This is a genomic window from Mumia spirodelae, assembly GCF_050632745.1.
GTDB lineage: Bacteria > Actinomycetota > Actinomycetes > Propionibacteriales > Nocardioidaceae > Mumia.
In genome coordinates this window covers 96,583-118,559 of the sequence record NZ_JBODSD010000001.1, presented here as the reverse complement: position 1 = coordinate 118,559, position 21,977 = coordinate 96,583, and the positions used below count along the sequence as shown (strand labels likewise).

21 protein-coding genes are annotated in these 21,977 nt (G+C 72.0%); 8 read left to right on the top strand and 13 right to left on the bottom strand.

All coding sequences use genetic code 11. The features are described 5' to 3' along the window. The first annotated feature begins 60 nt into the window (after nt 1-60). Genes ACQSSQ_RS00590 through ACQSSQ_RS00580 form a run of 3 tightly spaced genes read left to right on the top strand, consistent with a single transcriptional unit; the run spans nt 61 to nt 2,890 of the window. On the top strand, nt 61-915 hold the full coding sequence (locus ACQSSQ_RS00590; protein ID WP_431325085.1) for a hypothetical protein: 855 nt from the start codon (nt 61-63) through the stop codon (nt 913-915). Then, nucleotides 912-2,159 carry a fumarylacetoacetase gene (fahA, locus tag ACQSSQ_RS00585; protein ID WP_431325084.1) on the top strand — a complete coding sequence of 416 codons (1,248 nt, stop codon included), beginning with the start codon at nt 912-914 and terminating at the stop codon, nt 2,157-2,159. The genes ACQSSQ_RS00590 and fahA overlap by 4 nt, the downstream gene beginning before the upstream one ends. Then, entirely contained in the window at nt 2,156-2,890 is a 735-nt protein-coding gene (locus ACQSSQ_RS00580; protein ID WP_431325083.1) for an IclR family transcriptional regulator, read from the top strand. The genes fahA and ACQSSQ_RS00580 overlap by 4 nt, the downstream gene beginning before the upstream one ends. An 18-nt stretch (nt 2,891-2,908) precedes the next feature. Here the strand turns inward: ACQSSQ_RS00580 and ACQSSQ_RS00575 are convergent, their stop codons facing one another. Beyond that, complete coding sequence (locus ACQSSQ_RS00575) at nt 2,909-3,682, bottom strand: IclR family transcriptional regulator (RefSeq protein ID WP_431325082.1); 774 nt, start codon at nt 3,680-3,682, stop codon at nt 2,909-2,911. Between the two features lie 158 nt (nt 3,683-3,840). Here ACQSSQ_RS00575 and ACQSSQ_RS00570 point away from each other — a divergent pair, with 158 nt between their 5' ends. Together ACQSSQ_RS00570 and ACQSSQ_RS00565 are read left to right on the top strand one after the other, a co-directional pair. After that, nucleotides 3,841-4,566, top strand: coding sequence for a CoA transferase subunit A (locus ACQSSQ_RS00570; protein ID WP_431325081.1), 726 nt, complete (start codon nt 3,841-3,843; stop codon nt 4,564-4,566). A gap of 1 nt (nt 4,567) precedes the next feature. Beyond that, the gene (locus ACQSSQ_RS00565) at nt 4,568-5,224 is read left to right on the top strand and encodes a CoA transferase subunit B (RefSeq protein ID WP_431325080.1); all 657 of its coding nucleotides are present in this window, start codon (nt 4,568-4,570) and stop codon (nt 5,222-5,224) included. A gap of 72 nt (nt 5,225-5,296) precedes the next feature. Here ACQSSQ_RS00565 and ACQSSQ_RS00560 read toward each other — a convergent pair whose 3' ends face one another. The 9 genes from ACQSSQ_RS00560 to ACQSSQ_RS00520 form a co-directional block, all read right to left on the bottom strand. After that, nucleotides 5,297-6,253, bottom strand: coding sequence for an NAD(P)H-dependent flavin oxidoreductase (locus tag ACQSSQ_RS00560; protein WP_431325079.1), 957 nt, complete (start codon nt 6,251-6,253; stop codon nt 5,297-5,299). Then, nucleotides 6,240-7,790, bottom strand: a complete 1,551-nt coding sequence (locus tag ACQSSQ_RS00555) for a class I adenylate-forming enzyme family protein (protein ID WP_431325078.1) — start codon at nt 7,788-7,790, stop codon at nt 6,240-6,242. The genes ACQSSQ_RS00560 and ACQSSQ_RS00555 overlap by 14 nt, the downstream gene beginning before the upstream one ends. Beyond that, the gene (locus ACQSSQ_RS00550) at nt 7,790-8,218 is read right to left on the bottom strand and encodes a nuclear transport factor 2 family protein (protein ID WP_431325077.1); all 429 of its coding nucleotides are present in this window, start codon (nt 8,216-8,218) and stop codon (nt 7,790-7,792) included. The genes ACQSSQ_RS00555 and ACQSSQ_RS00550 overlap by 1 nt, the downstream gene beginning before the upstream one ends. Continuing rightward, nucleotides 8,215-9,957: a class I adenylate-forming enzyme family protein gene (locus ACQSSQ_RS00545; RefSeq protein ID WP_431325076.1), complete on the bottom strand. Its 1,743-nt coding sequence runs from the start codon at nt 9,955-9,957 to the stop codon at nt 8,215-8,217. The genes ACQSSQ_RS00550 and ACQSSQ_RS00545 overlap by 4 nt, the downstream gene beginning before the upstream one ends. A gap of 142 nt (nt 9,958-10,099) precedes the next feature. Continuing rightward, nucleotides 10,100-11,386 carry an ABC transporter substrate-binding protein gene (locus tag ACQSSQ_RS00540; protein WP_431325075.1) on the bottom strand — a complete coding sequence of 429 codons (1,287 nt, stop codon included), beginning with the start codon at nt 11,384-11,386 and terminating at the stop codon, nt 10,100-10,102. Nucleotides 11,387-11,451: 65 nt separating this feature from the next. Beyond that, on the bottom strand, nt 11,452-12,591 hold the full coding sequence (locus tag ACQSSQ_RS00535; protein ID WP_431325074.1) for a branched-chain amino acid ABC transporter permease: 1,140 nt from the start codon (nt 12,589-12,591) through the stop codon (nt 11,452-11,454). Next, nucleotides 12,588-13,484, bottom strand: a complete 897-nt coding sequence (locus ACQSSQ_RS00530) for a branched-chain amino acid ABC transporter permease (RefSeq protein ID WP_431325073.1) — start codon at nt 13,482-13,484, stop codon at nt 12,588-12,590. The genes ACQSSQ_RS00535 and ACQSSQ_RS00530 overlap by 4 nt, the downstream gene beginning before the upstream one ends. Before the next feature lie 8 nt (nt 13,485-13,492). Beyond that, entirely contained in the window at nt 13,493-14,200 is a 708-nt protein-coding gene (locus ACQSSQ_RS00525) for an ABC transporter ATP-binding protein (protein WP_431325072.1), read from the bottom strand. Next, nucleotides 14,197-15,006, bottom strand: a complete 810-nt coding sequence (locus ACQSSQ_RS00520; RefSeq protein ID WP_431325071.1) for an ABC transporter ATP-binding protein — start codon at nt 15,004-15,006, stop codon at nt 14,197-14,199. The genes ACQSSQ_RS00525 and ACQSSQ_RS00520 overlap by 4 nt, the downstream gene beginning before the upstream one ends. Before the next feature lie 184 nt (nt 15,007-15,190). Here ACQSSQ_RS00520 and ACQSSQ_RS00515 point away from each other — a divergent pair, with 184 nt between their 5' ends. The 3 genes from ACQSSQ_RS00515 to ACQSSQ_RS00505 are packed head-to-tail and all read left to right on the top strand — an operon-like array spanning nt 15,191 to nt 18,623. Next, complete coding sequence (locus ACQSSQ_RS00515) at nt 15,191-15,961, top strand: SDR family oxidoreductase (RefSeq protein WP_431325070.1); 771 nt, start codon at nt 15,191-15,193, stop codon at nt 15,959-15,961. Further along, nucleotides 15,958-17,013 carry an NAD(P)H-dependent amine dehydrogenase family protein gene (locus ACQSSQ_RS00510; protein WP_431325069.1) on the top strand — a complete coding sequence of 352 codons (1,056 nt, stop codon included), beginning with the start codon at nt 15,958-15,960 and terminating at the stop codon, nt 17,011-17,013. Before ACQSSQ_RS00515 ends, ACQSSQ_RS00510 begins: the two co-directional genes overlap by 4 nt. Continuing rightward, complete coding sequence (locus tag ACQSSQ_RS00505) at nt 17,013-18,623, top strand: long-chain-fatty-acid--CoA ligase (protein ID WP_431325068.1); 1,611 nt, start codon at nt 17,013-17,015, stop codon at nt 18,621-18,623. The genes ACQSSQ_RS00510 and ACQSSQ_RS00505 overlap by 1 nt, the downstream gene beginning before the upstream one ends. Nucleotides 18,624-18,698: 75 nt before the next feature. Here ACQSSQ_RS00505 and ACQSSQ_RS00500 read toward each other — a convergent pair whose 3' ends face one another. The 3 genes from ACQSSQ_RS00500 to ACQSSQ_RS00490 are packed head-to-tail and all read right to left on the bottom strand — an operon-like array spanning nt 18,699 to nt 21,962. Further along, on the bottom strand, nt 18,699-19,427 hold the full coding sequence (locus ACQSSQ_RS00500) for a VOC family protein (protein WP_431325067.1): 729 nt from the start codon (nt 19,425-19,427) through the stop codon (nt 18,699-18,701). Further along, a complete protein-coding gene (locus ACQSSQ_RS00495; RefSeq protein ID WP_431325066.1) occupies nt 19,424-20,986 on the bottom strand; it encodes a long-chain-fatty-acid--CoA ligase in 1,563 nt (520 codons plus the stop codon). The genes ACQSSQ_RS00500 and ACQSSQ_RS00495 overlap by 4 nt, the downstream gene beginning before the upstream one ends. 13 nt (nt 20,987-20,999) lie before the next feature. Further along, nucleotides 21,000-21,962 carry a winged helix-turn-helix transcriptional regulator gene (locus ACQSSQ_RS00490; RefSeq protein WP_431325065.1) on the bottom strand — a complete coding sequence of 321 codons (963 nt, stop codon included), beginning with the start codon at nt 21,960-21,962 and terminating at the stop codon, nt 21,000-21,002. Nucleotides 21,963-21,977 lie beyond the last annotated feature (15 nt).

The following is a 21,977-nucleotide window of genomic DNA, read 5'->3' as shown; positions in this document are numbered from 1 at the left end:
CTTCCCGATAATCGGAACATAATGTTCCCTTTCAGAACATCGTGGGTTTAGGCTGCCGGTATGTCAACCGTTCCCCCGTGGCTGCGCGCGCTGGTGGACGACGCCGCCGTGTTCCCGCCCGGCAACGCCGCACTGCCCGACGCGGTCCGCGCGCACCAGGCGCTCCGCGCGTCGCCCGACGCCGACCTCGTCGGTCCGATCGTCGTGCCGGCGACGTCGGTGGACGACCTCGTCGCGATCGTCGCGGGCGACGACGGCGCCACCCCGCTCGGCGTGGCGCTCGTCGGCACCGCGGAGCAGGTCGCGATCGCGGGTCCGCAGGCGGCGGCCACGCCGGCCCTGCTGCTCGAGTCGCTCCAGTGCCGCCTGCCGGGCGCGACGCGCGACGCCGTCGACCTCGCCGTCGAGACCCTGCGGACGACCGGCGAGACCACCACACCGACCGCTCTCGAGCTCCCGCTCGCCGGGGAGGACCTCGGCGCCGGCTGGCGTGATGCCGCCGCGACCGCGGCGACCCACGGCGTACGCGTCAAGCTCCGCACCGGCGGCCTGAGCCCCGACGCCTTCCCGACGCCGCGCGAGCTGGCGACGGCGATCACGACCCTCGTCGGCCTCGGCGTCCCGTTCCAGTGCACGGCGGGCCTGCACCACGCCGTCCGCGCCGAGGATCCCGACGACGGGCTGGTGCACCACGGCTTCCTCAACGTGCTGCTCGCGACGCGGGCGAGCCTCGACGACGCCGACCTGCGCACGGTCTCGAGCGTGCTCGAGGAGATGTCGGCCGACGTGCTCGTGGAGGACGTCGACGCGCTCGGCGCAGGCGCGCTCACCGAGGCTCGCCGCTGGTTCACGTCGTTCGGCTCGTGCAGCACCGCGGACCCGGCGGCCGACCTCCGCACCTTGGGGCTGCTGTGAGCGCGCCGACGACGTGGGTGCCGGGGGGCGCCGGCTCGGGGTACGACGTCGACCACCTGCCGTACGGCGTGTTCGGGCTCCGCGCCGAGGGACCGTCGAGCCGCCGTCGCATCGGCGTGCGCATCGGCGACCACGTGCTCGACCTCGCGGCGGCCGCGCGACACGAGCCGTTCGCCCACCGCGTCAGCGGCGAGACGCTCAACCCGTTCATGGCGGCGGGACGTTCCACGTGGGACGAGGTACGCCGGTGGCTCCAGGCCGCGCTCGTCGACCACGACGCCGCGGCGCAGCACGTGTCGGAGCACCTGCACCGGATCGAGGACGTCGCCCTGCACCTCCCGTTCGAGGTCGCCGACTACGTCGACTTCTACGCGTCGGTGGACCACGCGAGCAACGTCGGACGCCTCTTCCGCCCCGACGCCGAGCCGCTCCTGCCGAACTGGCGACACCTCCCCGTCGGCTACCACGGGCGGGCCGGCACGGTGGTCGTCTCCGGGACCGACGTCGTACGCCCGGTCGGCCAGCGCAAGGGGCCGGACGACGCCGAGCCGGCCTTCGGGCCGAGCGCGCGGCTCGACATCGAGGCCGAGGTCGGATTCGTCGTGGGGACACCGAGCCGGCTCGGCGACACGGTGCCGACGTCGGCGTTCGCCGACCACGTCTTCGGGGTCGTCCTGCTCAACGACTGGTCGGCGCGCGACATCCAGGCGTGGGAGTACGTGCCGCTCGGCCCGTTCCTCGGGAAGTCCTTCGCCACCTCGGTCGCGGCCTGGGTGACGCCGCTCGCGGCCCTCGAGCCGGTGCGCGTTCCGCTGCCCGGGCAGGACCCGCCACCCCTGCCGTACCTGCAGGTCCAGGAGCCCGCCGGGTACGACCTCGCGCTCGAGGTCGAGGTCGACGGCGAGGTGGTGACGCGCCCGCCGTACCGCACGACGTACTGGGGTCCGGCGCAAATGCTCGCCCACCTGACGGGCAACGGCGCCTCGCTGCGGACCGGCGACCTCTTCGCGTCCGGGACGGTCTCGGGCCCCGAACGCGATCAGGTCGGCTCCTTCCTCGAGCTCTCGTGGGGCGGTCGCGAGCCGTGGACCGTCGGCGGCGAGGAGCGGACGTTCCTGCGCGACGGGGACGAGGTCGTGATCCGCGCGACCGCCGGCACCCTGACGCTCGGCGAGGTGCGCGGGCGCATCCTCCCGCCGGTCCCGCCTCGTCCCCGATTTGAAGGGTTCGGGTCGGAATCATGACGACCGAACCAACCTCAACCCTTCACAACGCGGACGGGGGGCGCGGGGACGGGGGGCGCGGGGACGGGGGCGGCGGGTCGCAGACGCTGGAGCGGGGGCTGCTCGTCCTGCAGGTCGTCGCCGACGCCCCGGGCGCGACGGCGGCCGAGGTCACCGCGCGGGCGGGCCTGCACCGCTCGATCGTGCACCGGCTGCTCGTCAGCCTCGAGCGGACCGGGTACGTCGAGCGCGACGCGGCCGGTCGCTATCGCGTGGGCAGGACGCTGACGACGCTCGCCGACCGGTCCCGACCGCGCCTCCACCCCGTCGCCGAGCCGATCCTCCGCGCGCTCGCGGTGGACCTCGACGCCACGGCGAGCCTCGTCGAGGTCGTCGCCGGTGCCGCGGTCACGACCGTCGTCGCCGAGCCGCCGACGGACGGGCCGCGCTTCTCCTACCGCCTCGGCAACCGCGACCCCCTCGACCGCGGCGCAGGAGGCCTCGCCGCGCTCGCCTCGGGCCCGGCCGCTCCTGACGAGCCGGCCCGCGTCGCGGAGATCCGTGCTTCCGGGGTCGTCACGACGCACGCCGAGCTGAACCCTGGTGCGTACGGCATCGCCGCTCCCGTTCCCGACCTGCGGGACGTGCGTGCGGCGGTCGCGGTGATCACGAGCCGCCCCGAGGTCGCCGAGCGAGCCGAGTCCCTGGTCCGCGAGGCCGCGCGACGGATCGCGGAGGTGGTCCGAGGCTGACGCGTACGCCGCGGCGGGTCAGCGCCGGCGTACGCCGCTGCGGCCGGCGGCCGAGAGCGCGTGGGCCTCGTCGAGCAGCAGCCGGCCCATCTCGTCCTGCCGCTCGGGCCGGAACCGGCTCTCCACCCCGTTGAGACTCAACGCGGCGTGCGGCCTGCCCTGCGCGTCGAAGATCGCCGCCGCCATCCCCCAGCTCCCCTCGACGACCAGGCCGGGGTTGACCGACCAGCCGTGCTCCCGCGTCTCGGCGACCCGCCGCCGGATCTCGTCGCCGCTGTGGCTGGCCCCCCACCGGTCGGTGAGGTCGACCGCCTCGAGGTAGGCGTCGATCTCCGCGTCGGGGAGGTAGGCGAGGACGACGATGCCCGCCGACACCACGCCGAGGGGGAAGCGCGACCCCTCGAAGAGCACGAACGAGCGGATCGGGAAGCTGCCGTCCTCCCGGACGAGGCACACGGTCTCGTCGCCGCGGCGTACGGAGAAGAACGCGCTCTCGCCCGTCGCCTGGCACAGCCGGTGCACGCTCTCGCGTGCCTCGCTCGTGAGGTCGTAGCGCGGCGCGGCGGCCACGCCGAGGACGTAGAGCTCCGGTCCGAGGAACCACCGCCCCGACCGCTGGTCGCGGTCGACGAGACCCTCGGCGGTGAGCGACTCGAGCAGCCGGTGCGCCGACGCCCGCGGCAGCGACGCCGCGCGGGCCACCTGCGTGGTCGTCGCGCCGTCGGACGGACTCTGCGAGACCGCCCGCAGGAGCCGGGCGACGCGTCCGACCACACCGTCAGGCTCGCTCATGGCCCGATCGTAGCGTCCACTCAGTGGACACACCTCCGTCATCGGGCCCACCGCGCGAGAGGTTCCGCACCGGCTCGGCCTCGGCGGTTGACCCGCGCAGCGCACTCTCCGTGTACTTCTTCCGTACCCGCTGGACGGACGATCCTCCGAGGAGAGTGATGAGCAAGCTACGAGCCGACACGGTCGAGACGGTGTCGCAGGCGCTGCGCGACGACATGGTCGTCGCGGTCGGAGGCTTCGGGTTGTGCGGGATCCCCGTCGACCTCATCGAGGCGGTGCGCGAGACCGGCGTCCGCGGCCTGACGGTCGTCTCCAACAACATGGGCGTCGACGGTCGGGGGCTCGGCATCCTCCTCGAGGCGAACCAGGTCCGGAAGGTCGTGGCGTCCTACGTCGGCGAGAACGCGCTGTTCGCGCAGCAGTACCTCGACGGCGTCCTCGAGGTCGAGTTCGCCCCGCAAGGCACGCTCGCCGAACGGCTGCGCGCCGGCGGGGCCGGCATCGCCGCGTTCTACACCCGCACCGGCGTCGGCACCCCCGTGGCCGAGGGCAAGCACGTCGAGGAGTTCGACGGCGTCCCTCACGTCCGCGAGCTCGGGATCGTCGCGGACCTCGCCCTGGTCCACGCGCACACGGCCGACCGCGAGGGCAACCTCCGCTACCGCTACACCGCGCGCAACTTCAACCCGCTGGTGGCGACCTGCGGACGGGTCACGATCGCCGATGCCGAGCACGTCGTAGACGGGTTCCTCGACCCCGACGAGGTGATGACGCCCGGCATCTTCGTCGACCACCTGGTCCAGGCCGCCGACCGGCCGAAGGACATCGAGCAGCGCACCGTCCGCCCCCGCGCGGTCCGCCCCCACGAGAGCATCGAGGTCTGAGATGGCATGGACACGTGACGAGATGGCGGCGGTCGCCGCGCTCGAGCTCGCCGACGGCGACTACGTCAACCTCGGCATCGGCATCCCGACGCTGGTCGCCAACCACCTGCCGGACGGCGTGAACGTCCTCCTGCAGAGCGAGAACGGCCTACTCGGGATGGGCCCGTTCCCGTACGACGGCGAGGAGGACGCCGACCTCATCAACGCCGGCAAGCAGACCGTCACCGCGGTCGCCGGCGCGAGCTACTTCGACTCCGCGACCAGCTTCGCGATGATCCGCGGCGGCCACGTCGACATCGCGATCCTCGGCGCCCTCCAGGTGGCCGCCAACGGCGACCTCGCCAACTGGACGGTCCCGGGCAAGCTCGTGAAGGGCATGGGCGGGGCGATGGACCTGGTCGCCGGCACCCGCCGCGTCGTGGTCCTGACCGACCACGTCGCGAAGGACGGGACACCCAAGATCGTCGAGGCGTGCGACCTGCCGCTCACCGGCGCCGGGGTCGTCGACCGCATCATCACCGACCTCTGCGTGCTCGACGTGGTCGACGGCGGGCTCAGCCTCGCACGGCTCGCCCCGGGCGTGAGCGTGGACGACGTCCGCGAGCGCACCGCAGCACCGTTCGACGCCGGGGCGCTCGAGGTGCCCGCGAGCGTCTGAACGGACACCCTCGGGCGGGTGCGGGTGCGGCCGGATGCGGGCTCGCCCGCGCCCGCCCGAGGAGCGTACGGCTCAGGGTCGGCGCAGCCCGCTCACCCGGTCCAGCGCCGTGGCGTACTCCGTCTCCAGCCGGTCGACGACCTCGGCCACGGGCTCGACCGCGTGGATGGTCCCGAGGCCCTGGCCGGCGGCCCAGATGTCCTTCCACCGGCCGGCCGGCGAGGCAGCGGCGTCGTAGCTGCGCTCTCCGTCGAAGGCCAGCGCGTCCGGGTCCAGCCCGTTCGCGACCAGGCTCGGGCGCAGCCACGACGCAGGGGTGCCGGTGACGCCGGCGCTCACCACGAGGTCGTCCGCACCGTGCGCGACGACCATCTCCTTGTACGGGTCGACCGCCATGCTCTCGGCCGTCGCCAGGAAGCGGGTCCCCAGCGACACGAGGTCGGCCCCGGCGGCCACCGCTCCCGCCACGCCGGCGCCGTCGCTGATCCCGCCGCCGACGGCGACGAGCCCGTCGAAGAACTCGCGCACCGCCGAGACGAACGCGAACGGCGACAGGTGACCGGTGTGGCCGCCCGCTCCCGCCGAGACGAGGCCGAGCCCGTCGGCGCCCATCGCGACCGCCTTGTGCGCGAGCCGCAGGCTGACCACGTCGGCCACGACCAGGCCGCCGTACGCGTGCACGACCTCCAGTGCCGGTGCGGGCGAGCCGAGCGCGGTCACGACCACCGGCGGCTCGTACTCCTTGACGAGGCGGAGGTCGTCCTCGAGCCGCGTGTTGGTGCGGTGCGTGACGAGGTTCAGCGCCCACGGGGTGTCGACGCCGCGCAGCCCGTCGGTGATGGTCCCGAGCCAGGCGTCGAGCTCCTCGGTGGTCCGGCAGTTCGGCGACGGGAACGACCCCATGACCCCCGCCCGCGACGACGCGACGACGAGGTCGGGCCCCGAGACGAGGAACATCGGCGCGGCGACCACCGGCAGCCGGAGCCGGGCCAGCACCTCGTCGATACGCGTGCGGTCAACCGTCGACATGCTCGAACCTCCTGCGGAGCTCGTCCTTCTTCACCTTCAGGCTCGCGTTGCGCGGCAACGCGTCGACCACGTGGATCGCGGTCGGCTTCTTGTATCCCGCGAGGCGCTCGCGGACGTACGCCGTGAGGCCGTCGACGTCCACCACCGCTCCGGGCTCCGCGACGACGGCCGCGGTCACCGTCTCGCCCCAGCGCGGGTGCGCCACGCCGAAGACCGCCGCGTCGGCGACGCCGGAGGCCTGGACGAGCACCCGCTCGACCTCGGCGGGGTAGACGTTCATCCCACCGGTCACGATCATGTCCTTCGCGCGGCCCTTGACGTACAGGTGGCCGCCGGCGTCGAGCGACCCGAGGTCCCCGGTCCGCAGCCAGCCGCCCTGGACGGCCTCGGCCGTGAGCTCCGGCTGGTCGAGGTAGCCCGCGAACAGCGTCTCGCTCGCGACCTCGATCTCGCCGACCTCACCAGGCCCGAGCACCCCGGACTCACCGGTGATCCGGATCTCGGCGATCGTGACCGGGCGACCTGCGGAGGCGAACGCGTCGTCCGCGGTCGAGCCGTCCCGCCAGTCCTCGGGCACCGTCGCGGTGACCGGTGCGCCGGTCTCGGTCATGCCGTAGGTCTCGACGTAGCGGTACCCGATCGCGTCGACGAGGTCCTCCACGGCCTCGCGCGGCGCGAGCGACCCGGAGTGCAGCACCACGTCGAGGTGGTCCAGGACGCCCGGATGCTCGCGCACGCGATCGGCGAACGCGCCCATGAGGGGGGTGGGCGCGTACGTGAAGGTGGACCGCTCCGCGCGCATGCGCGCGACCCACGCCTGCGGGTCGAGCCCGGCCATGAACGAGACCTCGCCGCCGACGTACAGGTGCGGGAGCACGACTCCCCAGATGCCGGCGGCGAACGCGAGCGTCCCGGTGAACCCGCAGCGGCTTCCCCAGCGGATGCCGTCGTGGACGGGCATGTGGCGCACGATCCGGTCGAGGTTCGCGTGCGTGTGCACGACGCCCTTCGGCCGGCCGGTGGTGCCGCTGGTGAAGCCGACGATGCCAGGAGCGTCGGCATCGATGGCCGTGCGCGGCGGGTCGAGCGCAGACCCGCCGGCGACCGCGTCCTCGTACGCCAGCGTGGTGGCTGCGGTGCGCGGACCGATCGACACGACCTCCGCACCGGTGCCGTGCAGCAGCTCCTCGAGCCGCTCGCCGTGCCCCGCCGTGTGGACGACCGCCCGAGCACCCGCGAGCGCGAGCACCTCCTCGATCTCCGCGACCTGGAGCCGGTCGTTGACCTGCACCGCCGTGGCGCCGGCGAGCCCGACCCCGAGGTACGCCTCGACGGCGTCCGCACGGTCCTCGACCACGAGGGCGACCCGGTCACCCGGCCCGATGCCGCGCGCCGCCAGCGCGTGCGCGAACGCGATCGCCCGCCGGCGCGACTCGGCGTGCGTCCGCACCGTGCCGTGGCCGCGGAACGCGACGGCGCCCGGCGCCGTACGTCCCATCGCGGCCACGACGGTGTGCGCCCATCCCGAGCCGGTCATCAGTGGCCGAAGTCCTCGACGATCCCCATGCCCGCCAGCAGCGTCGGACGGTCGTAGTACTCGAGCCACTCCGTCACCCGGCCGTCGGCCATCCGCATGATCCCCACCACCGGCACCTCGCCGTGGTGGCCGTCGAACCAGAAGTCGTCGACGCGCTCCACGAAGACGCGGCCGTCGATGACGCCGAGCGCCTTGATCCGCAGGGTGATGCTCTCGGCCTTCGAGCCGAGGATCGCGAGCCGCTCGCGGATCGCCTCGCGCCCGACGACGGGTTCCTGCATCACGCTGTGCAGCACGCCGTCGTCGGCGAACAGGTCGAGGACGAGCCCCCAGTCGAGCGCGTCCCAGGCCGCGAACATCTCCCGGGCCAGCGCGAGCTTGGCGTCGTCGTCCATCGCCACGGTCTCCGTGGTCGTCTCGGTGCTCATGCGGGGGCTCCTGTCGTCGTCGGTTCGTCGGTACGCCGCAGCGCCCGCTTGAGGATCTTGCCCACCGGGTTGCGCGGCAGCTCGTCGCGGACCTCGAGACGCTCGGGGAGCTTGAAGGACGCGATCTTCTGCTCCTTCAGGAACGCCACGAGCTCCTCGAGCGTGAGCGTCGTGCCCGGCTTGAGGGTCACCACGGCGGCGACCCGCTCGCCGAGGACCTCGTCCGGGTCACCGATCACGGCGACGTCGGCCACCGCCGGGTGCGCGCCGATCAGGCCCTCCAGCTCGGCCGGCGCGATGTTCATGCCGCCGCGGATCACGAGGTCCTTGGCGCGGTCGAGGTAGTGGAGGAACTGGCCGCGGTCGCCGGCGATCTCGAACAGGTCGCCGGTCTTGAGGTAGCCCTCGTCGTCGAACGGGCTCGGACGACGATCGGCGTGCAGGTAGCCCGCGAACACGGTCGGCCCCGTGATGTGCAGCTCGCCGCTGCGCCCGGGCTCGGTGATCTCCTCGCCGGTGACGACGTCGACGAGCTTGACGCTCATCCACTCCGACACCCGCGACGACCAGTGGACGCCCGGGGCGCCGTACCGGGGGAAGTACTGGGCCCGCTCGTCGGGATCGGGGAAGTCCTCGAAGCTGGACAGCAGGCCGATCCCCTCGTTGGACCCGAAGAAGTTGATGACGGGGATCCCCCGCTCCTGCCAGCCACGGACCATCGCGGGCTGCAGCGGGACCGAGCCGGAGCCGATGCGCGTGAGGCTCGACAGATCGACCTTCGAGAGCAGCGCCTCGTCGTGCAGGAGCATCCACAGCAGAGCCGGCGGGGCCACCGTGTAGGTCACGCGCTCCTGGGCGATCTGCGCCAGGAACGTCGGCAGGTCGAACGGGTGGTGCTGGACGAGCACGCCGCCGGTGCGCAGCCACGGCAGGAACATGCCGTTGATGCCGGCCATGTTGACCATCGGGAACGGGTTGAGCAGCACGTCGTCGGCGGTGACGCGCGGTGCGTCCACCGTCGCCCACGAGATCGCGAGCCAGTCGTAGTGGCAGCGCGGGACGCCCTTGGGCTCGCTCTCCGTGCCTGACGTCCAGCAGATCGTGAGGCAGTCGTTGGGGTCGTTCGGGTCGGACTCCCGGTACGCCGCGACCCGCGCGGTGTCGTCCTCGCTCGCAGCGGCCGGCACGAGGTGGACGACCCCCGCGGGCATGTCCTCGGGCGCCTCGCCGGGGAGCCCGAAGCCGACCACCGTCGGCAGCGACGGGATACGGTCGCGGGCCGCGAGGGCGTCGGCGGCCGGGTGCCGGTCCCCGAAGGCGTACGTCGTCACGAACGCGGCGAACTCCGCCTGCGTCGCCATGCCGACGACCTCTCGCTCGCGGTACTGCATCGGCAGCGGGGACACGACGATGCCCAACGACCACGCGGCGAGGTACACCTCGACCAGCTCGATGGTGTTGGGGAGCTGGACGCCCAGGACGTCGCCCCGCCCGAGCCCGAGGTCGAGCAGCCGAGCCGCCAGGAAGGTCACCTCGTGGTCGAGCTCGTTCCAGGTGAGCCGGCGCGGCTCGGTCCCGAGCAGAGCGGCGCGGTTGGCCGGGTCGACCACCGCGAGCGCGTCGCCGCGCGCCTGGACCTGGTCGCGGAAGACCTGGTCGGCGGTCTCGTCGCTCCACCAGCCCTTGCTCGTGTAGTCCTCGACCCGTGCGCGCGGGTGGAGTCCCCGTCCCTCGGTCATGCTGCCCGCCTCCTGCTGCCTTGAATCGGTTTGAAGCGTCGAAATCGGATGGAGCGCCCGACCTGTGCTCGAGCGCTGGAACGTCCGCCGCACGTCCCGAGGCCATGGCACCTCGGGACGCGCGGCGGACGGGTTCAGCGGCTCACTGGTACTCGGACGAGATGTCGATGACGTCACCGGCCGCGACGAAGGTCTTGCCGGCCGCGTCCCAGGTGTAGGGCTTGAACGCGAGGATGCCGAACGACTGGGTCGGGCTCATCTTGAACTTGATGCCGTCGATGAACATCGGGGGCTGGTAGTCCTGCGTACGAGCGGCCTCCATGATCGAGAGGCGCGACAGGCCGTCCTCCGACTCCGCGGCGCGGGTGAAGTTGTCGATCATCAGGTCGGCGATCGCCCAGCCGTTGACGGTGTAGCTGTTGGTCGGCGAGTCGGCACCGTTGGCGGCGGACTGCTCCAGGTACTCCTTGACGGCAGCGTCGTTCTCGAACTCGACGTTGGCCGGGTCCTTCAGCCAGCGCATGATCTGCTGGCCGTCGGCGGCGTCGCCGGCGGGCTCGTACAGGGTCTCGCCGTCAGCGCAGTTGGACGGCTGGATGACCGTCTCCGGCTTCCAGCCGACACGCCCGATGGCCTGCGTGATCGCGAGGCAGTCGGTGGTGACGCCGGCGTCGACGAGAACCTGGGCGCCGCTGGCCTTGAGGCTGGACGCCGCGGTCTTCGGGTCGGTGAGCGGCTCCTCGGCCACGATCTTCAGGTTCGTGCCCTCGACGGCCTTCTTGAAGCCGTCGGCGATGCCCTGGCCGGACTCGGTCTGGTTGACCGCGAGCGCGACGTCGGCGCCGTCGGGGTACTTCTGCTTGAGGCTCTCGACGACGACCTCCATCTCCACGTCGGCCGACGGCAGGTACTCCGTCGTCCACGGGAAGTTCTCGGCGTCGCGGTACGCCGGCACGCTGGCCTGCGCGAAGAGCAGCGGGACGCAGGCGTCGTTCTGGTCGTCGGCGATCGCGTCGACCTGGCCGGAGCCGAAGGTGTCGAGGACGTCGACCTTGTCCTTCTGGATCAGCTCGCCCACGTTGGCCTTGGCGCGCTCGGGGTTGAACGCGTCGTCCTTGACGACGACCTCGAGCTTGACGCCGTCGATGCCGCCGGCCTCGTTGGCGACGGCGAAGCGCGCCTCCATGCCCTCGATCACGTTGCCGACCGCGTCGGCGAGCGGACCCGACGTCGCGGCGGTCCAGCCGACCTTGAGGGTGTCGGTGATCTCCGCGGTGGCTGCGTCCGGGTCGGCGCAGTCGTCGGCGGAGACGACGCCGCTGGCGCCCGAGGCGCTGTCGTCGTCGGAGGCTCCGGAGTTGGAGCCGCATGCGGTGAGCACGAGTGCCGTGGCGGACACGGCGGCCGCCGCACGTACGAGTCGCTTCATCTGAAGATCCTTCGTCATGGGATGAGGGGTGGTTGTGGGGTCCTGTCCGGGTTCGCCGGTCGGGTTCAGAGCGGGGAGCGTGCCGGCGAGGGAGGTCCTTCCGCGTCGACGCGCCGGAGGCGTGGGTGGTCCGATGGGATGACGTGGACGACCTTGCGGATCAGGAGCCCGATCCGGCCGACGATGCCCTCGGGCATCAGGAAGACGATGATGATGAGGACGATGCCGAACACCACGCCCGCGAGCGGGCCCTCGGTGTAGGACGCGGTCCAGTACGGGAGGAACACGACGGCCACGGCGCCCACGAGCGGGCCGAGCTGGGTAGCGACGCCGCCGAGGACCAGACCGGTGATGAACTCGATCGACTTCATCAGCGTGAACGAGCCGTCCGGCGACAGCGCGCCCATGTACATCGTGAACAGAGAGCCGGCGAGACCGGTGATCGCGCCGGAGATGCCGAACGCCACGATCTTGGTCCGCGCGACGCTGATGCCGTTGGCGGCGGCCGCGATCTCGTTGTCGCGGACGGCGCGCATGGCGACACCGAAGCGGCTCTTGACGAGGTTGCGGACGAGCAGCATCACGACGGCGAGGACGGCGGCGGAGAACCAGAACATCCAGATGCCGCGCTCTGCTCGGACCAGACCCGTCCACTCCGGCGGGGCGAGGAAGCGCGAGCGCACGACCATGCCGGCGGCACCGCCGGTCAGCTCCTCGGCACGCCGCACGATCTCCGGGAAGGAGACGCCGACCGCGAGGGTGACCAGGGCGAGGTAGAGACCGTGGATCCGCAGCGACGGGAGCCCGACGAGGAGACCGAGCACGAAGCACAGCCCGACGGCGATCGGGATCGTGTTGAGCGGCGCGAACTGCTGCTCGACGATCAGGATGCCCGTCGTGTAGGCGCCGAGGCCGAAGAACGCCGAGTGCCCGATGGAGAGCAGGCCCGTGTAGCCGGTCACCACGTTCAGGCCCGCGATCGCGATCGCGATGATGAAGACGTTGGTGAACTGGCCCATGCGGAAGGCGGGCTGCCCTGCGCCCCAGAGCAGCAGCAGCGCCACCACGGCGACGCCGAGGAGCTGGAGCCCCCGGTACTGCCAGCTGCCCTGGACGATCAGGAAGCGCGGACCGCGGGGGGCGCGGCCGGGGGTGTCCCCGGTCTTCGCGGCAGCCGTCGCGGCCGCGTCGTCGATGGTCGTCATACCCTCACCAATCGCTTGGTTCCGAAGAGGCCGTTGGGACGCAGGAAGAGGATCGCCACGATGATGAACAGCGACGAGGTCTGCTGGAGCGATCCGCCGATGAAGGAGACGTAGCCGGTGAGCATCGCCTCCAGGACGCCGATCGTGATGCCGCCGACCACGGCACCGGTCAGGCTGTCGAGCCCGCCGAAGAGCGCTGCGGCGGAGGCGGCGATGAAGACGTGGAACATCGTCGTCAGACCGAGCTGCTGCGGTGCCAGCGGCGTGACGAGCACGCCCGCCAGCGCGCCGATCGCACCGGACAGGCCCCACCCGATCGCGAGGATCCGGCTGGTCCGCACGCCGGCGAGCGTCGCGGACTCCCCGTTGTCGGCGACCGCACGCATGTGCAGCCCGACGCGGGTGTAGCGGAACAGCAGCGTCAGCACGATCATCAGCGCGACGAGCGCACCCATGACCCCGAGCGCGTCGAAGTACAGACGGGCGCCGCCGATCGAGAGGTAGTCGTCGATGCCGTTGGGGAACGGGCTCGGCATGATCTTGGTCTCGCTGCCCCAGATGAGGCCCGCTAGTGAGTTCAAGCCGGTGAACAACCCGAGCGCGACGATGAGGACGGCCATGTCGTTGCGCCGCTGCACCGGGCGGATGAGCAGGCGCTCGATCAGCGCGCCGAGCACGAAGCCCGCGATGAGCGAGGCGATGATCGCGATCCACACGGGCATCGACTGCGTCGTCAGCCACCACGCGAAGAAGGTCGTGAAGAGCGCCAGCTCGCCCTGCGCGAAGTTGAGCGTGCCGGTTCCGCGGAAGACGACGACGAGCGCGAGGGCGAGGAGGGCGTAGACCGACCCGTTGGTCAGGCCGGTGATGAGACGTTCGAGGAAGAGCTCCACGGGGACTCCTAGTAGCCGAGGTACGCGCTGCGCACCGCGTCGTCGGACCGGAACTCGGACGGGGTGCCGACGGCGGCGATCGTGCCGACGTCGAGCAGGTAGACGGTGTCGGCGAGATCCATCGCCAGCTCGGCGTTCTGCTCGACGATGAGCAGCGCGGTGCCGTCGGTCTCGTTGATGCTGCCGAGCGTCGCGAACAGCTCCTGCACGACGATCGGCGCGAGTCCGAGGCTCGGCTCGTCGCAGAGCAGCAGGCGTGGTCGGCTCATCAGCGCCCGGGCGACGGCGAGCATCTGCTGCTCGCCTCCGGACAGCGAGCCGGCGACCTGGTGCGAGCGCCGGCCGAGGACCGGGAAGACCTCGGTCCAGCGCTCGATGTCCGCCGCGATCCCGTCCTTGTCGTTGCGGAGCGCGGCCCCGACCCGGAGGTTGTCGTGGACGGTCAGCTGGCCGAGCGTGCCGCGCCCCTGCGGGACGAGGCTGACCCCGGCGCCGACCACCTGCTCGGGGCGCTTGCCGAGCGGCTTGCCGTCGAGCTCGACGGTGCCGCGGCGCGCGATGAGGCCTGCGATGGCCCGCATCGTGGTGGTCTTTCCGGCACCGTTGGCGCCGAGGACGACGACGACCTGGCCGGCGTCGACGTCCATCGAGATGCCGTGGAGCACGTCCGCGGAGCCGTATCCCGCGCGCAGGTCGCGGATCGAGAGGAGGCTCATGCCGCCCTCCCCAAGTACGCCGCGACGACGGCGGGGTCGTGCTTGACCTGCTCGGGCGTGCCCTCGAAGATCTTCTGCCCGAAGTCGAGGGCGACCACGTGGTCGCTGATGCCGAGGACGAGACCCATGTGGTGCTCGACGAGGAGCGCCGCGAAGCCGAAGTCGTCGCGCAGCGACACGATGAGCTCGCCCAGAGCCCGGACCTCGCTGTGCGTGAGCCCGCCGGCCGGCTCGTCCAGGAGGAGCAGCTGAGGCTGCGCCATCATCGCCCGCGCCAGCTCGACGCGCTTGAGCGTGCCGAACGGGAGACCGGCCGCCGGGGCGTCCGCGAGCTCGACGAGGTCGAGGCGCTCGAGCAGCTCCCACGCCCTCGCGCGCAGCTTCTTCGTGCGCGAGCGGGCGGGCGGCCACGCAACCAGCCCGCTCGCGGCGCCGATGCGCGCCTGCGAGCTGCCGCCGGCCATCGTGTTGTCGAAGACCGACATGCCGCCGAACAGCGCCAGGTTCTGGAAGGTGCGCGCGATCCCGCGTCCGGCGAGGTGGTGCGCGGGGACCCGGAGGAGGTCCTCGCCCTGCCAGCGGATCTCTCCCGAGTCGGGCTCGTAGATGCGCGTGATGCAGTTGAAGAGCGTGGTCTTGCCCGCGCCGTTCGGCCCGATCAGCCCGAGGATCTGACCGGGCTGCACGTCGAACCCGACCCCGTCGAGCGCCTTGACTCCGCCGAAGCCGATCGAGACGTCGCGCAGTGTCAGCACGGCGTCCTCGGGCCCCGAGGGAGGGGTGGTGGGATGCGTATCGGAGGTCACGCGAAGCCTTCCTGGTGACAGGTGACACTTCAGTTAGCGGTGTGATAGAGATTACTACAGCAAGCAGAGTGAGTCCGTCAACAGAAGTGCGGACCTCTTCCCAGAAAGGACGCGTGCTCGTGACAGACGCCGGTCCCCTCCCTTCCCCGCACCCGCGCGCCGCCTCCCTCCTCGGGGCGTCGGCATGAGCGCCCTGCGCGGCGCCTCCGTCGAGGGCGCGCGCGTCGTCGTCACCGGAGCCAACCGCGGCATCGGCCTCGCCTTCGTCGAGGAGGCCCTCGCCCGTGGAGCCGCGAAGGTCTACGCCGGGGTGCGCGACCTCGACTCCGTGACCGACGAGCTCCGGGCCACCGGGGCCGAGATCGTGCCGCTGGAGGTGACCAGCGACGCCGACGTCGAGGCGGCGGCCAAGGCCTGCGCCGACGCCAACGTCGTGGTCAACAACGCCGGCCTGCACGCCGGCGACCGCCTCATCGAGGCGAAGGACCCCGACGCCGCACGCGCGGAGATGGAGGTCAACTACTTCGGACCGCTGCGGACGACTCGCGCGTTCGCTCCGGTGCTCGCGGCCAACGGTGGCGGCTCGTTCGTCAACGTCCTCTCGGTCGCCGCGATCGCCCCCACCGCGTTCATGGGCGGCTACTCGCCGTCCAAGGCCGCCGCCCTCTACCTCGGCGGCATCGCCCGCGCCGAGCTCGAGCAGTACGGCATCTCCGTCACCTCGCTCATCGTCGGCTCGGTCGACACGCGCATGGCCTCGCACGTCGAGGGCGCCAAGGAGGCGCCGCGCGACATCGCCGCGACGGGCCTGCGGGCGATGGAGCGGGGCGAGTGGGTCTGCGACACCGACCGGATGGCGATCGACTCGCGCGCCCGGCTCGCGCGCGACCCCGTCCGCTACGAGCGCGGGCTCGGCAAGCTCTTGTTCGCGACCGAGCTCAGGACCAAGCAGTGAGCCGGCCGATCAGGGTCGCGCAGTGGGCGACCGGAGCCGTCGGCAAGACGATCCTGCGCGGGGTCCTCGACCGCGACGACCTCGAGCTCGTGGGGCTCTACGTCTACGGCGACAAGAAGGTCGGACGCGACGCCGGCGACATCGCGCGCCGCCCGGCGACCGGGGTGCTCGCGACCCGCGACGTCGACGAGATCCTCGCCGCCGAGCCCGACGTCGTCATGCACGCTCCCCGCCTCCAGGTGCCGTACGAGAAGCACGACCAGGACCTGCTGCGCCTCCTCGGCGCCGGCGTGAACGTCATCACCACCGCGGGACAGCACTTCCCCCGCGCGCACGGCAGCGAGCGCGAGGCGATGTTCCTCGAGGCGTGCGAGAAGGGTTCGAGCACGCTCTTCGGCGTCGGGGTCAGCCCCGGGATCATCGGCGAGCGTCTCGCGCTCGCCCTCACCGGGGCGAGCATGACGCTCGACCGCATCACCATCGACGAGGTGCTCGACGCCCGGCGCATGCCGGACCCGGACTTCGCGTTCACGGTGATGGGCATGGGGTCGGACCCCGCGACGCTCGACGGCTCCGGCCCGCTGCCGACCCTCTACGCCTCGCTGTACCTCGAGACCATCGCGTTCATGTGCGAGCGGATGGGCGTCACGTACGACGAGGTGGTTCCCGACCACGTGGTCGTCCCCGCCTCGCGCGACCTCGAGGTCGCGGCCGGGCGCATCGCCGCGGGCACGGTCGGCTCCACCGAGTGGCGCTGGCACGCGATGCGCGACGGCCGCCCGTTCCTCACCCTCGCGATCATCTGGACGATGGAGCCCGACCGCGAGGAGTACGCCGGTCGCGACCACTGGGAGATCCACGTCCACGGCAAGCCCGAGATGGTCATGACGGTCAACCTGGTCGAGCCCGACGACCCGACCAGCCGCACCACCGCCGGACAGTTCGTCACCGCAGGACCCGCCCTGCGCGCGATCCGTCCGGTCGTCGAGGCACCGCCGGGCATCTTCGAGCCGCCGGTGTTCGCCCCGTTCCAGATGCCCCGGGAGTCCTGATGGCCACCACCCTCACCCTGGTCCCCACCCCGCCTGAGTACCGCGACCCCGAGTACGCGCTGCACCCGGACGGCACCCGCGTCGAGCGTCTCGAGGACATCACGCGCCGTCGTGCCGCGGCCACGCCCGAGGCCGCCGCCGTCATCACGCCGGCAGGACCGACGACGTACCGCGAGCTCGACGACGAGGCGAGCCAGGTCGCGCAGGCGCTCCTGGCGGCAGGTGTCGAGCCCGGCGACCGGGTCGCGTACGTCGGCGAGAACGCCCCGTCGTTCCTCGCGGTGATGTACGGCGCGTCCAAGATGGGCGGCGTCCCGACCGCGCTGAACTTCCGCCTCGCGGCACCGGAGGTCGCGTACATCCTCGGCAACGCCGAGCCCGCCGCGATCGTCCTCGGACGCGGCATGGAGCATCTCGCCGAGGTCGCGCGCGAGGCCGGGGTCCGCCTCGTCGTCACGATCGACGAGCACCCGGGCGCCACCGCGTACGACGCCTGGCTCGCCGACGTCCCGGTCGCCGACCCCGGCTACTCCCGCGGGCCGGACGAGACCGCGCTGATGTTCTACACGTCCGGGACGACGGGCTACCCGAAGGGCATCGAGCTGACGGGCCCCAACATCGGCAAGGCCATCGCGGCGATGCACTACCTCCTCGACCTGGACACGACGTCGGTCGCGCTGGCGCCGGTGCCGTTCTTCCACGTCTCCGGACTGGGGCTCGCCCTCGTCGCCGGAGTGAACGGTGCCGCGCTGCTGCTGCGCAACCAGACCTCGCCGGCGGACCTGCTCGCGATCCTGCAGGAGTACCGCGTCTCGCACGCGGTCGCCGTGCCGACGCTGATCCAGTTCATGGTGGCGCAGCCCGAGGCGCGGACGGCCGACTGGAGCGCGCTGAAGTACCTCATCTACGGCTCGTCGCCGATCCCGGAGCCGGTGCTGCGCGAGGCGACCGACGTGTTCGGCTGCAAGTTCCTCCAGTCGTACGGGCTCACCGAGTCCACCGGCGGCGTCACGATGCTGTCGCCGGAGGACCACCGCCCGACCCCCGAGACGGCACACCGGCTGCGCTCGGTCGGACGGCCGATGCCCAACGTGCCGGTCCGCGTCGTCGACCCGGTCACCTTGGAGGACCTCGGTCCGGGCGAGCGGGGCGAGGTGCTCATCGGCGGGGGGCACGTGATGAAGCGCTACTGGCGCAACCCCGAAGCCACCGAGGGGGCGATCACCGCCGACGGCTGGCTGCGCACCGGGGACGGCGGCTCGTTCGACGAGGACGGCTACCTCTACCTGCACGACCGGCTGAAGGACATGATCGTCTCCGGCGGGGAGAACGTGTATCCCGCCGAGGTCGAGAGCACGCTGACCGGTCACCCGGCGGTCGCGCAGGTCGCGGTCATCGGGGTGCCGTCGGAGCGGTGGGGCGAGTCGGCGTACGCGGTCGTCGTCCCGACCCCCGGCGCCACGGTGACGGAGGCGGAGATCATCGCGTGGTCGCGCGAGCGGATGGCGCACTTCAAGTGCCCCGTCGGCGTCGCGTTCGTCGACGCTCTCCCGCTCAACGCGAGCGGCAAGCTGCTCAAGACGTCGCTGCGCAGCCAGTACGGCGCCTGACCCACCGCACGCACGGGAACGGGCCCGAGCTCTTCGTTGAGCTCGGGCCCGTTGCTCGTGCGGGTGGTGGCAGGGTCAGGACTCGCTCAGGCGGAACACCACGCCCGAGATCTCGACCTCTCCCGCACGGTCCTCGTGGCCCGGCACCAGGGTGACGTCGACCGCGGTCAGCATCGGCCGGTCGCCGCGGACGAACCGCACCGTCCGGTGGCCCAGCCTGAGCTCCGGTGCGCCGTCGGCGCCCTCGACGTCGATGCCGAACACCCGGGCCCACCGCGCGGCCTGGGCGGCAGGGTCGGTCGACGCCACGTCGACCGCGACGACGTCGTCGATGACCGGGTCGGCGGGCGTCGCCGTCTCGATGTCGTCCCAGAACCACACACCTGGATCGTCGATCTCGTCCAGCTCGACGAGCAGGCCCATGTCCTTCGGGTGAAGCTGCACGATCCGGTGGCCGTACACCTCCTGGTCGGCGACCAGCCGGACGCCCTCGGCCTGCGCGGCGGCGACCAGCGGCGCCGCGTCGGGCACCTGGATCGAGAGGGCGTAGCCGCCACCGCCGCCGCCCTTCGCGATCCACTGGGAGATCGACGCGCGGTCGTGGAGCCCGGCCACGATCTCCAGGTGCGTCTGCGGCCCGACCCGGATGGTCTCGTCGGCCAGGCCGATCTCCTCCAGGATCGGGTCGGCGAAGCCCTCCGAGAGTCCGAAGGTCTCCCGCAGCTCCTTGCTCGTGGCCTCGATGTTCTCGGCCCCGATGACGGTCTGGCGAAGGATCGCCCAGCCGGCCGCGTCGGTCGTCATCCGATGCTCCTCTCGTGCCCGGCCCACCACGGGGCGCGGAGCTCGCGCTTGAGAACCTTCCCGGACGGGTTGCGCGGGAGGGCGTCGACCACCGTGACGGAGGTCGGACACTTGTAGTGGGCGAGGCGCTCGCGTGTGTGCGCGATCAGCGCGTCGCCGTCGATCGTCGTCCCCGGCTTCGCCACCACGACGGCGTGCGGGGTCTCGCCCCACTTCTCCGACGGGATGCCGATGACCGCCACCTCCTGGACGTCGGGGTGCGTCATGATCGCGTTCTCGACCTCGGCGGGGTAGATGTTCTCGCCGCCGGACATCAGGAGGTCCTTGATCCGGTCCTTGAGGAACAGGTAGCCGTCCTCGTCGAGGTAGCCCGCGTCGCCGGTCCGGAACCAGCCGCCCGGCCAGTACGACGCCTCGGTCTCCTCCGGACGGCGCCAGTACGCCTTGGTGACGCCGGGACCACGGGTCACGACCTCGCCGACGACACCGGTCGCGCACTCCTCGCCGGTCTCGGGGTCGAAGACCGCGACCTCGACGCCCGGCACCGCACGGCCGGCCGAGCGCAGCTTCGCGCTCTCGCCGACGACGTGGTCGCCGGCGCCCAGGATCGTCGTCACGCCGATCGTCTCGGTCAGCCCGTAGCTCTGGGCGAGCTCGGCGCCGAAGACCTTCTTGGCGCCGACCATCACCGTCTCGGAGATCGGCGACCCGCCGTACACGACCCACTCGACGCTCGAGTAGTCCGCCTGCGAGGCCTCGGGGCTGGTGATGAACAGCTGCATGACGGTCGGGACCATGATCACGTGGGTGGCGCGGTGCCCGACCATGAGGCCGAGCATGTTCTGCGGCGTGACCTCGGTGAACTGGACGATGCTGCCGCCCGCGGCCAGCGCGATGAGCGACCAGCCGCCTGCGGCGATGTGGTAGTACGGCGTGGGCACCAGGCTGACCGACGACGACGAGACGTCGAACTGCGCACCGAACGCCTCGACCGCCCACAGGAACCCGGCGACGGTCGTCGTCACGCCCTTCGGCCGGCCGGTGGTCCCCGACGAGTACATCAGCGAGAAGAGCGCGTCGCCCTCCACCCCGCGCTGCGGGTCGACCGCCGGCATCGTCGCCAGCCACTCCTCGTACCCCTGCCAGCCGTCCGGGACCTGCGGCTCACCGGACTGCGAGAACGACAGCCGCGGTCCGGAGAAGCTGCCCGGGACGAGGTGCGCCAGGTGGTCCTCCGCGATGATCGCGGCCGGCTCGGCGTCGCCGAGGATCCACGCGACCTCGTCGGCCGACAGCCGGAAGTTGAGCGGGACGACCACGAGGCCTGCCTTGGCCGCGGCGAAGAAGAGCTCCCAGTACTCGGTCGCGTTGCGGGCCAGGTACGCCACCCGGTCGCCCACCTCGAGCCCGCTCGCGACCAGCCCGGCACCGAGCGCGTCCGAGCGGCGGGAGAGCTCGCCGTGGGTGACGGAACGGCCTTCACCGACGATCGCCGGCGCGTCGGGGGTGTTCTTGGCCGTCGTGCGGATGATGTCCGCGAGGGTGGTGCGGTCGGTCATGGCGACTCCGTCGTCAAGAGGTCCCGGAGCTCCGGGAGGGGTGGATGCTGATGTCGTGCCCGGCCAGCGGCGCCGTGCACTGGTCGCAGGAGAAGATCGCGACGAACTCGGACCCGCAGGTCCGGTGCGTCAGCACGAGAGCCGGCCCCTCGGGCGCCTTGAACCAGTGGTCGGCCCACTGCAGGGTCGCGACGACCACGGGGAAGAACGCGCGCCCCTTCTCGGTGAGGTGGTACTCCACCCAGTCCGGGCGCTTCGGGTTCTGCGTCGCCTCGAGCACGCCGAGCGCGCAGAACGCCTTGAGCCGGTCGATGACCAGCGTCGGCGGCGCCCCGAGGGCGGCCTCGAAGTCGCTGAAGCGAGTGACGCCGCGGAACGCCGCACCCATCAGGGCCGACGCCCACCGGTTGCCGAAGATCGTCATCGTCTCCGGGAAGAGTCCGGCCTGGCTGCGTGACGCGTCGGACTCCGGCCGGCGTCGCCGCGCTCCCTCGGGGACCGACCGCTTCCACGTCCCGCTCGGCCCCCACTGCGCGCTGACCTCGCGCGCGGTCACCGGCTTGCCGCAGGCGCGACAGGACAGGACCGGCGCGAAGTCGTGGCCGCAGGTGTCATGGTGCATCACCGGCAGGTCGTCGGCGCGGTCGGCGACCCAGTGCCGCTCCCACTCCCAGATCGACAGCATCACCGGCCACAGCGAGCGGCTGCGCGGGGTCACCAGGTACTCCGCGCGGAGCGGGTTGGTCTGGTAGACGTGCCGCTCCAGCAGCTTCTCGTCGGTGAGCAGCTGCAGGCGGGCGGTGAGCACCGAGTTGGAGATCGGCAGGTCAGCGCGGAACTGGGCGTACCGCGTGACTCCCACCAAGGCACGCTGGAGCACGAGCAGCGTCCACTCGTCGCCGAGCAGGCCGAGCATGCGGCCGACGGCGTTCGTGTCGCCGGCCTCCAGGAGGGTCGGTGCGGTGGGGTCTTCCATGGTCACCTCGAGACG

Excerpts from the sequence above, each read along its gene's own strand:
- ACQSSQ_RS00590 (WP_431325085.1), top strand. The coding sequence starts at position 61 with ATGTCAACCGTTCCCCCGTGGCTGCGCGCGCTGGTGGACGACGCCGCC.
- ACQSSQ_RS00580 (WP_431325083.1), top strand. The coding sequence starts at position 2,156 with ATGACGACCGAACCAACCTCAACCCTTCACAACGCGGACGGGGGGCGC.
- ACQSSQ_RS00575 (WP_431325082.1), bottom strand. The coding sequence starts at position 3,682 with ATGAGCGAGCCTGACGGTGTGGTCGGACGCGTCGCCCGGCTCCTGCGG.
- ACQSSQ_RS00570 (WP_431325081.1), top strand. The coding sequence starts at position 3,841 with ATGAGCAAGCTACGAGCCGACACGGTCGAGACGGTGTCGCAGGCGCTG.
- ACQSSQ_RS00565 (WP_431325080.1), top strand. The coding sequence starts at position 4,568 with ATGGCATGGACACGTGACGAGATGGCGGCGGTCGCCGCGCTCGAGCTC.
- ACQSSQ_RS00560 (WP_431325079.1), bottom strand. The coding sequence starts at position 6,253 with ATGTCGACGGTTGACCGCACGCGTATCGACGAGGTGCTGGCCCGGCTC.
- ACQSSQ_RS00555 (WP_431325078.1), bottom strand. The coding sequence starts at position 7,790 with ATGACCGGCTCGGGATGGGCGCACACCGTCGTGGCCGCGATGGGACGT.
- ACQSSQ_RS00550 (WP_431325077.1), bottom strand. The coding sequence starts at position 8,218 with ATGAGCACCGAGACGACCACGGAGACCGTGGCGATGGACGACGACGCC.
- ACQSSQ_RS00545 (WP_431325076.1), bottom strand. The coding sequence starts at position 9,957 with ATGACCGAGGGACGGGGACTCCACCCGCGCGCACGGGTCGAGGACTAC.
- ACQSSQ_RS00540 (WP_431325075.1), bottom strand. The coding sequence starts at position 11,386 with ATGAAGCGACTCGTACGTGCGGCGGCCGCCGTGTCCGCCACGGCACTC.
- ACQSSQ_RS00535 (WP_431325074.1), bottom strand. The coding sequence starts at position 12,591 with ATGACGACCATCGACGACGCGGCCGCGACGGCTGCCGCGAAGACCGGG.
- ACQSSQ_RS00525 (WP_431325072.1), bottom strand. The coding sequence starts at position 14,200 with ATGAGCCTCCTCTCGATCCGCGACCTGCGCGCGGGATACGGCTCCGCG.
- ACQSSQ_RS00515 (WP_431325070.1), top strand. The coding sequence starts at position 15,191 with ATGAGCGCCCTGCGCGGCGCCTCCGTCGAGGGCGCGCGCGTCGTCGTC.
- ACQSSQ_RS00505 (WP_431325068.1), top strand. The coding sequence starts at position 17,013 with ATGGCCACCACCCTCACCCTGGTCCCCACCCCGCCTGAGTACCGCGAC.
- ACQSSQ_RS00500 (WP_431325067.1), bottom strand. The coding sequence starts at position 19,427 with ATGACGACCGACGCGGCCGGCTGGGCGATCCTTCGCCAGACCGTCATC.
- ACQSSQ_RS00495 (WP_431325066.1), bottom strand. The coding sequence starts at position 20,986 with ATGACCGACCGCACCACCCTCGCGGACATCATCCGCACGACGGCCAAG.
- ACQSSQ_RS00490 (WP_431325065.1), bottom strand. The coding sequence starts at position 21,962 with ATGGAAGACCCCACCGCACCGACCCTCCTGGAGGCCGGCGACACGAAC.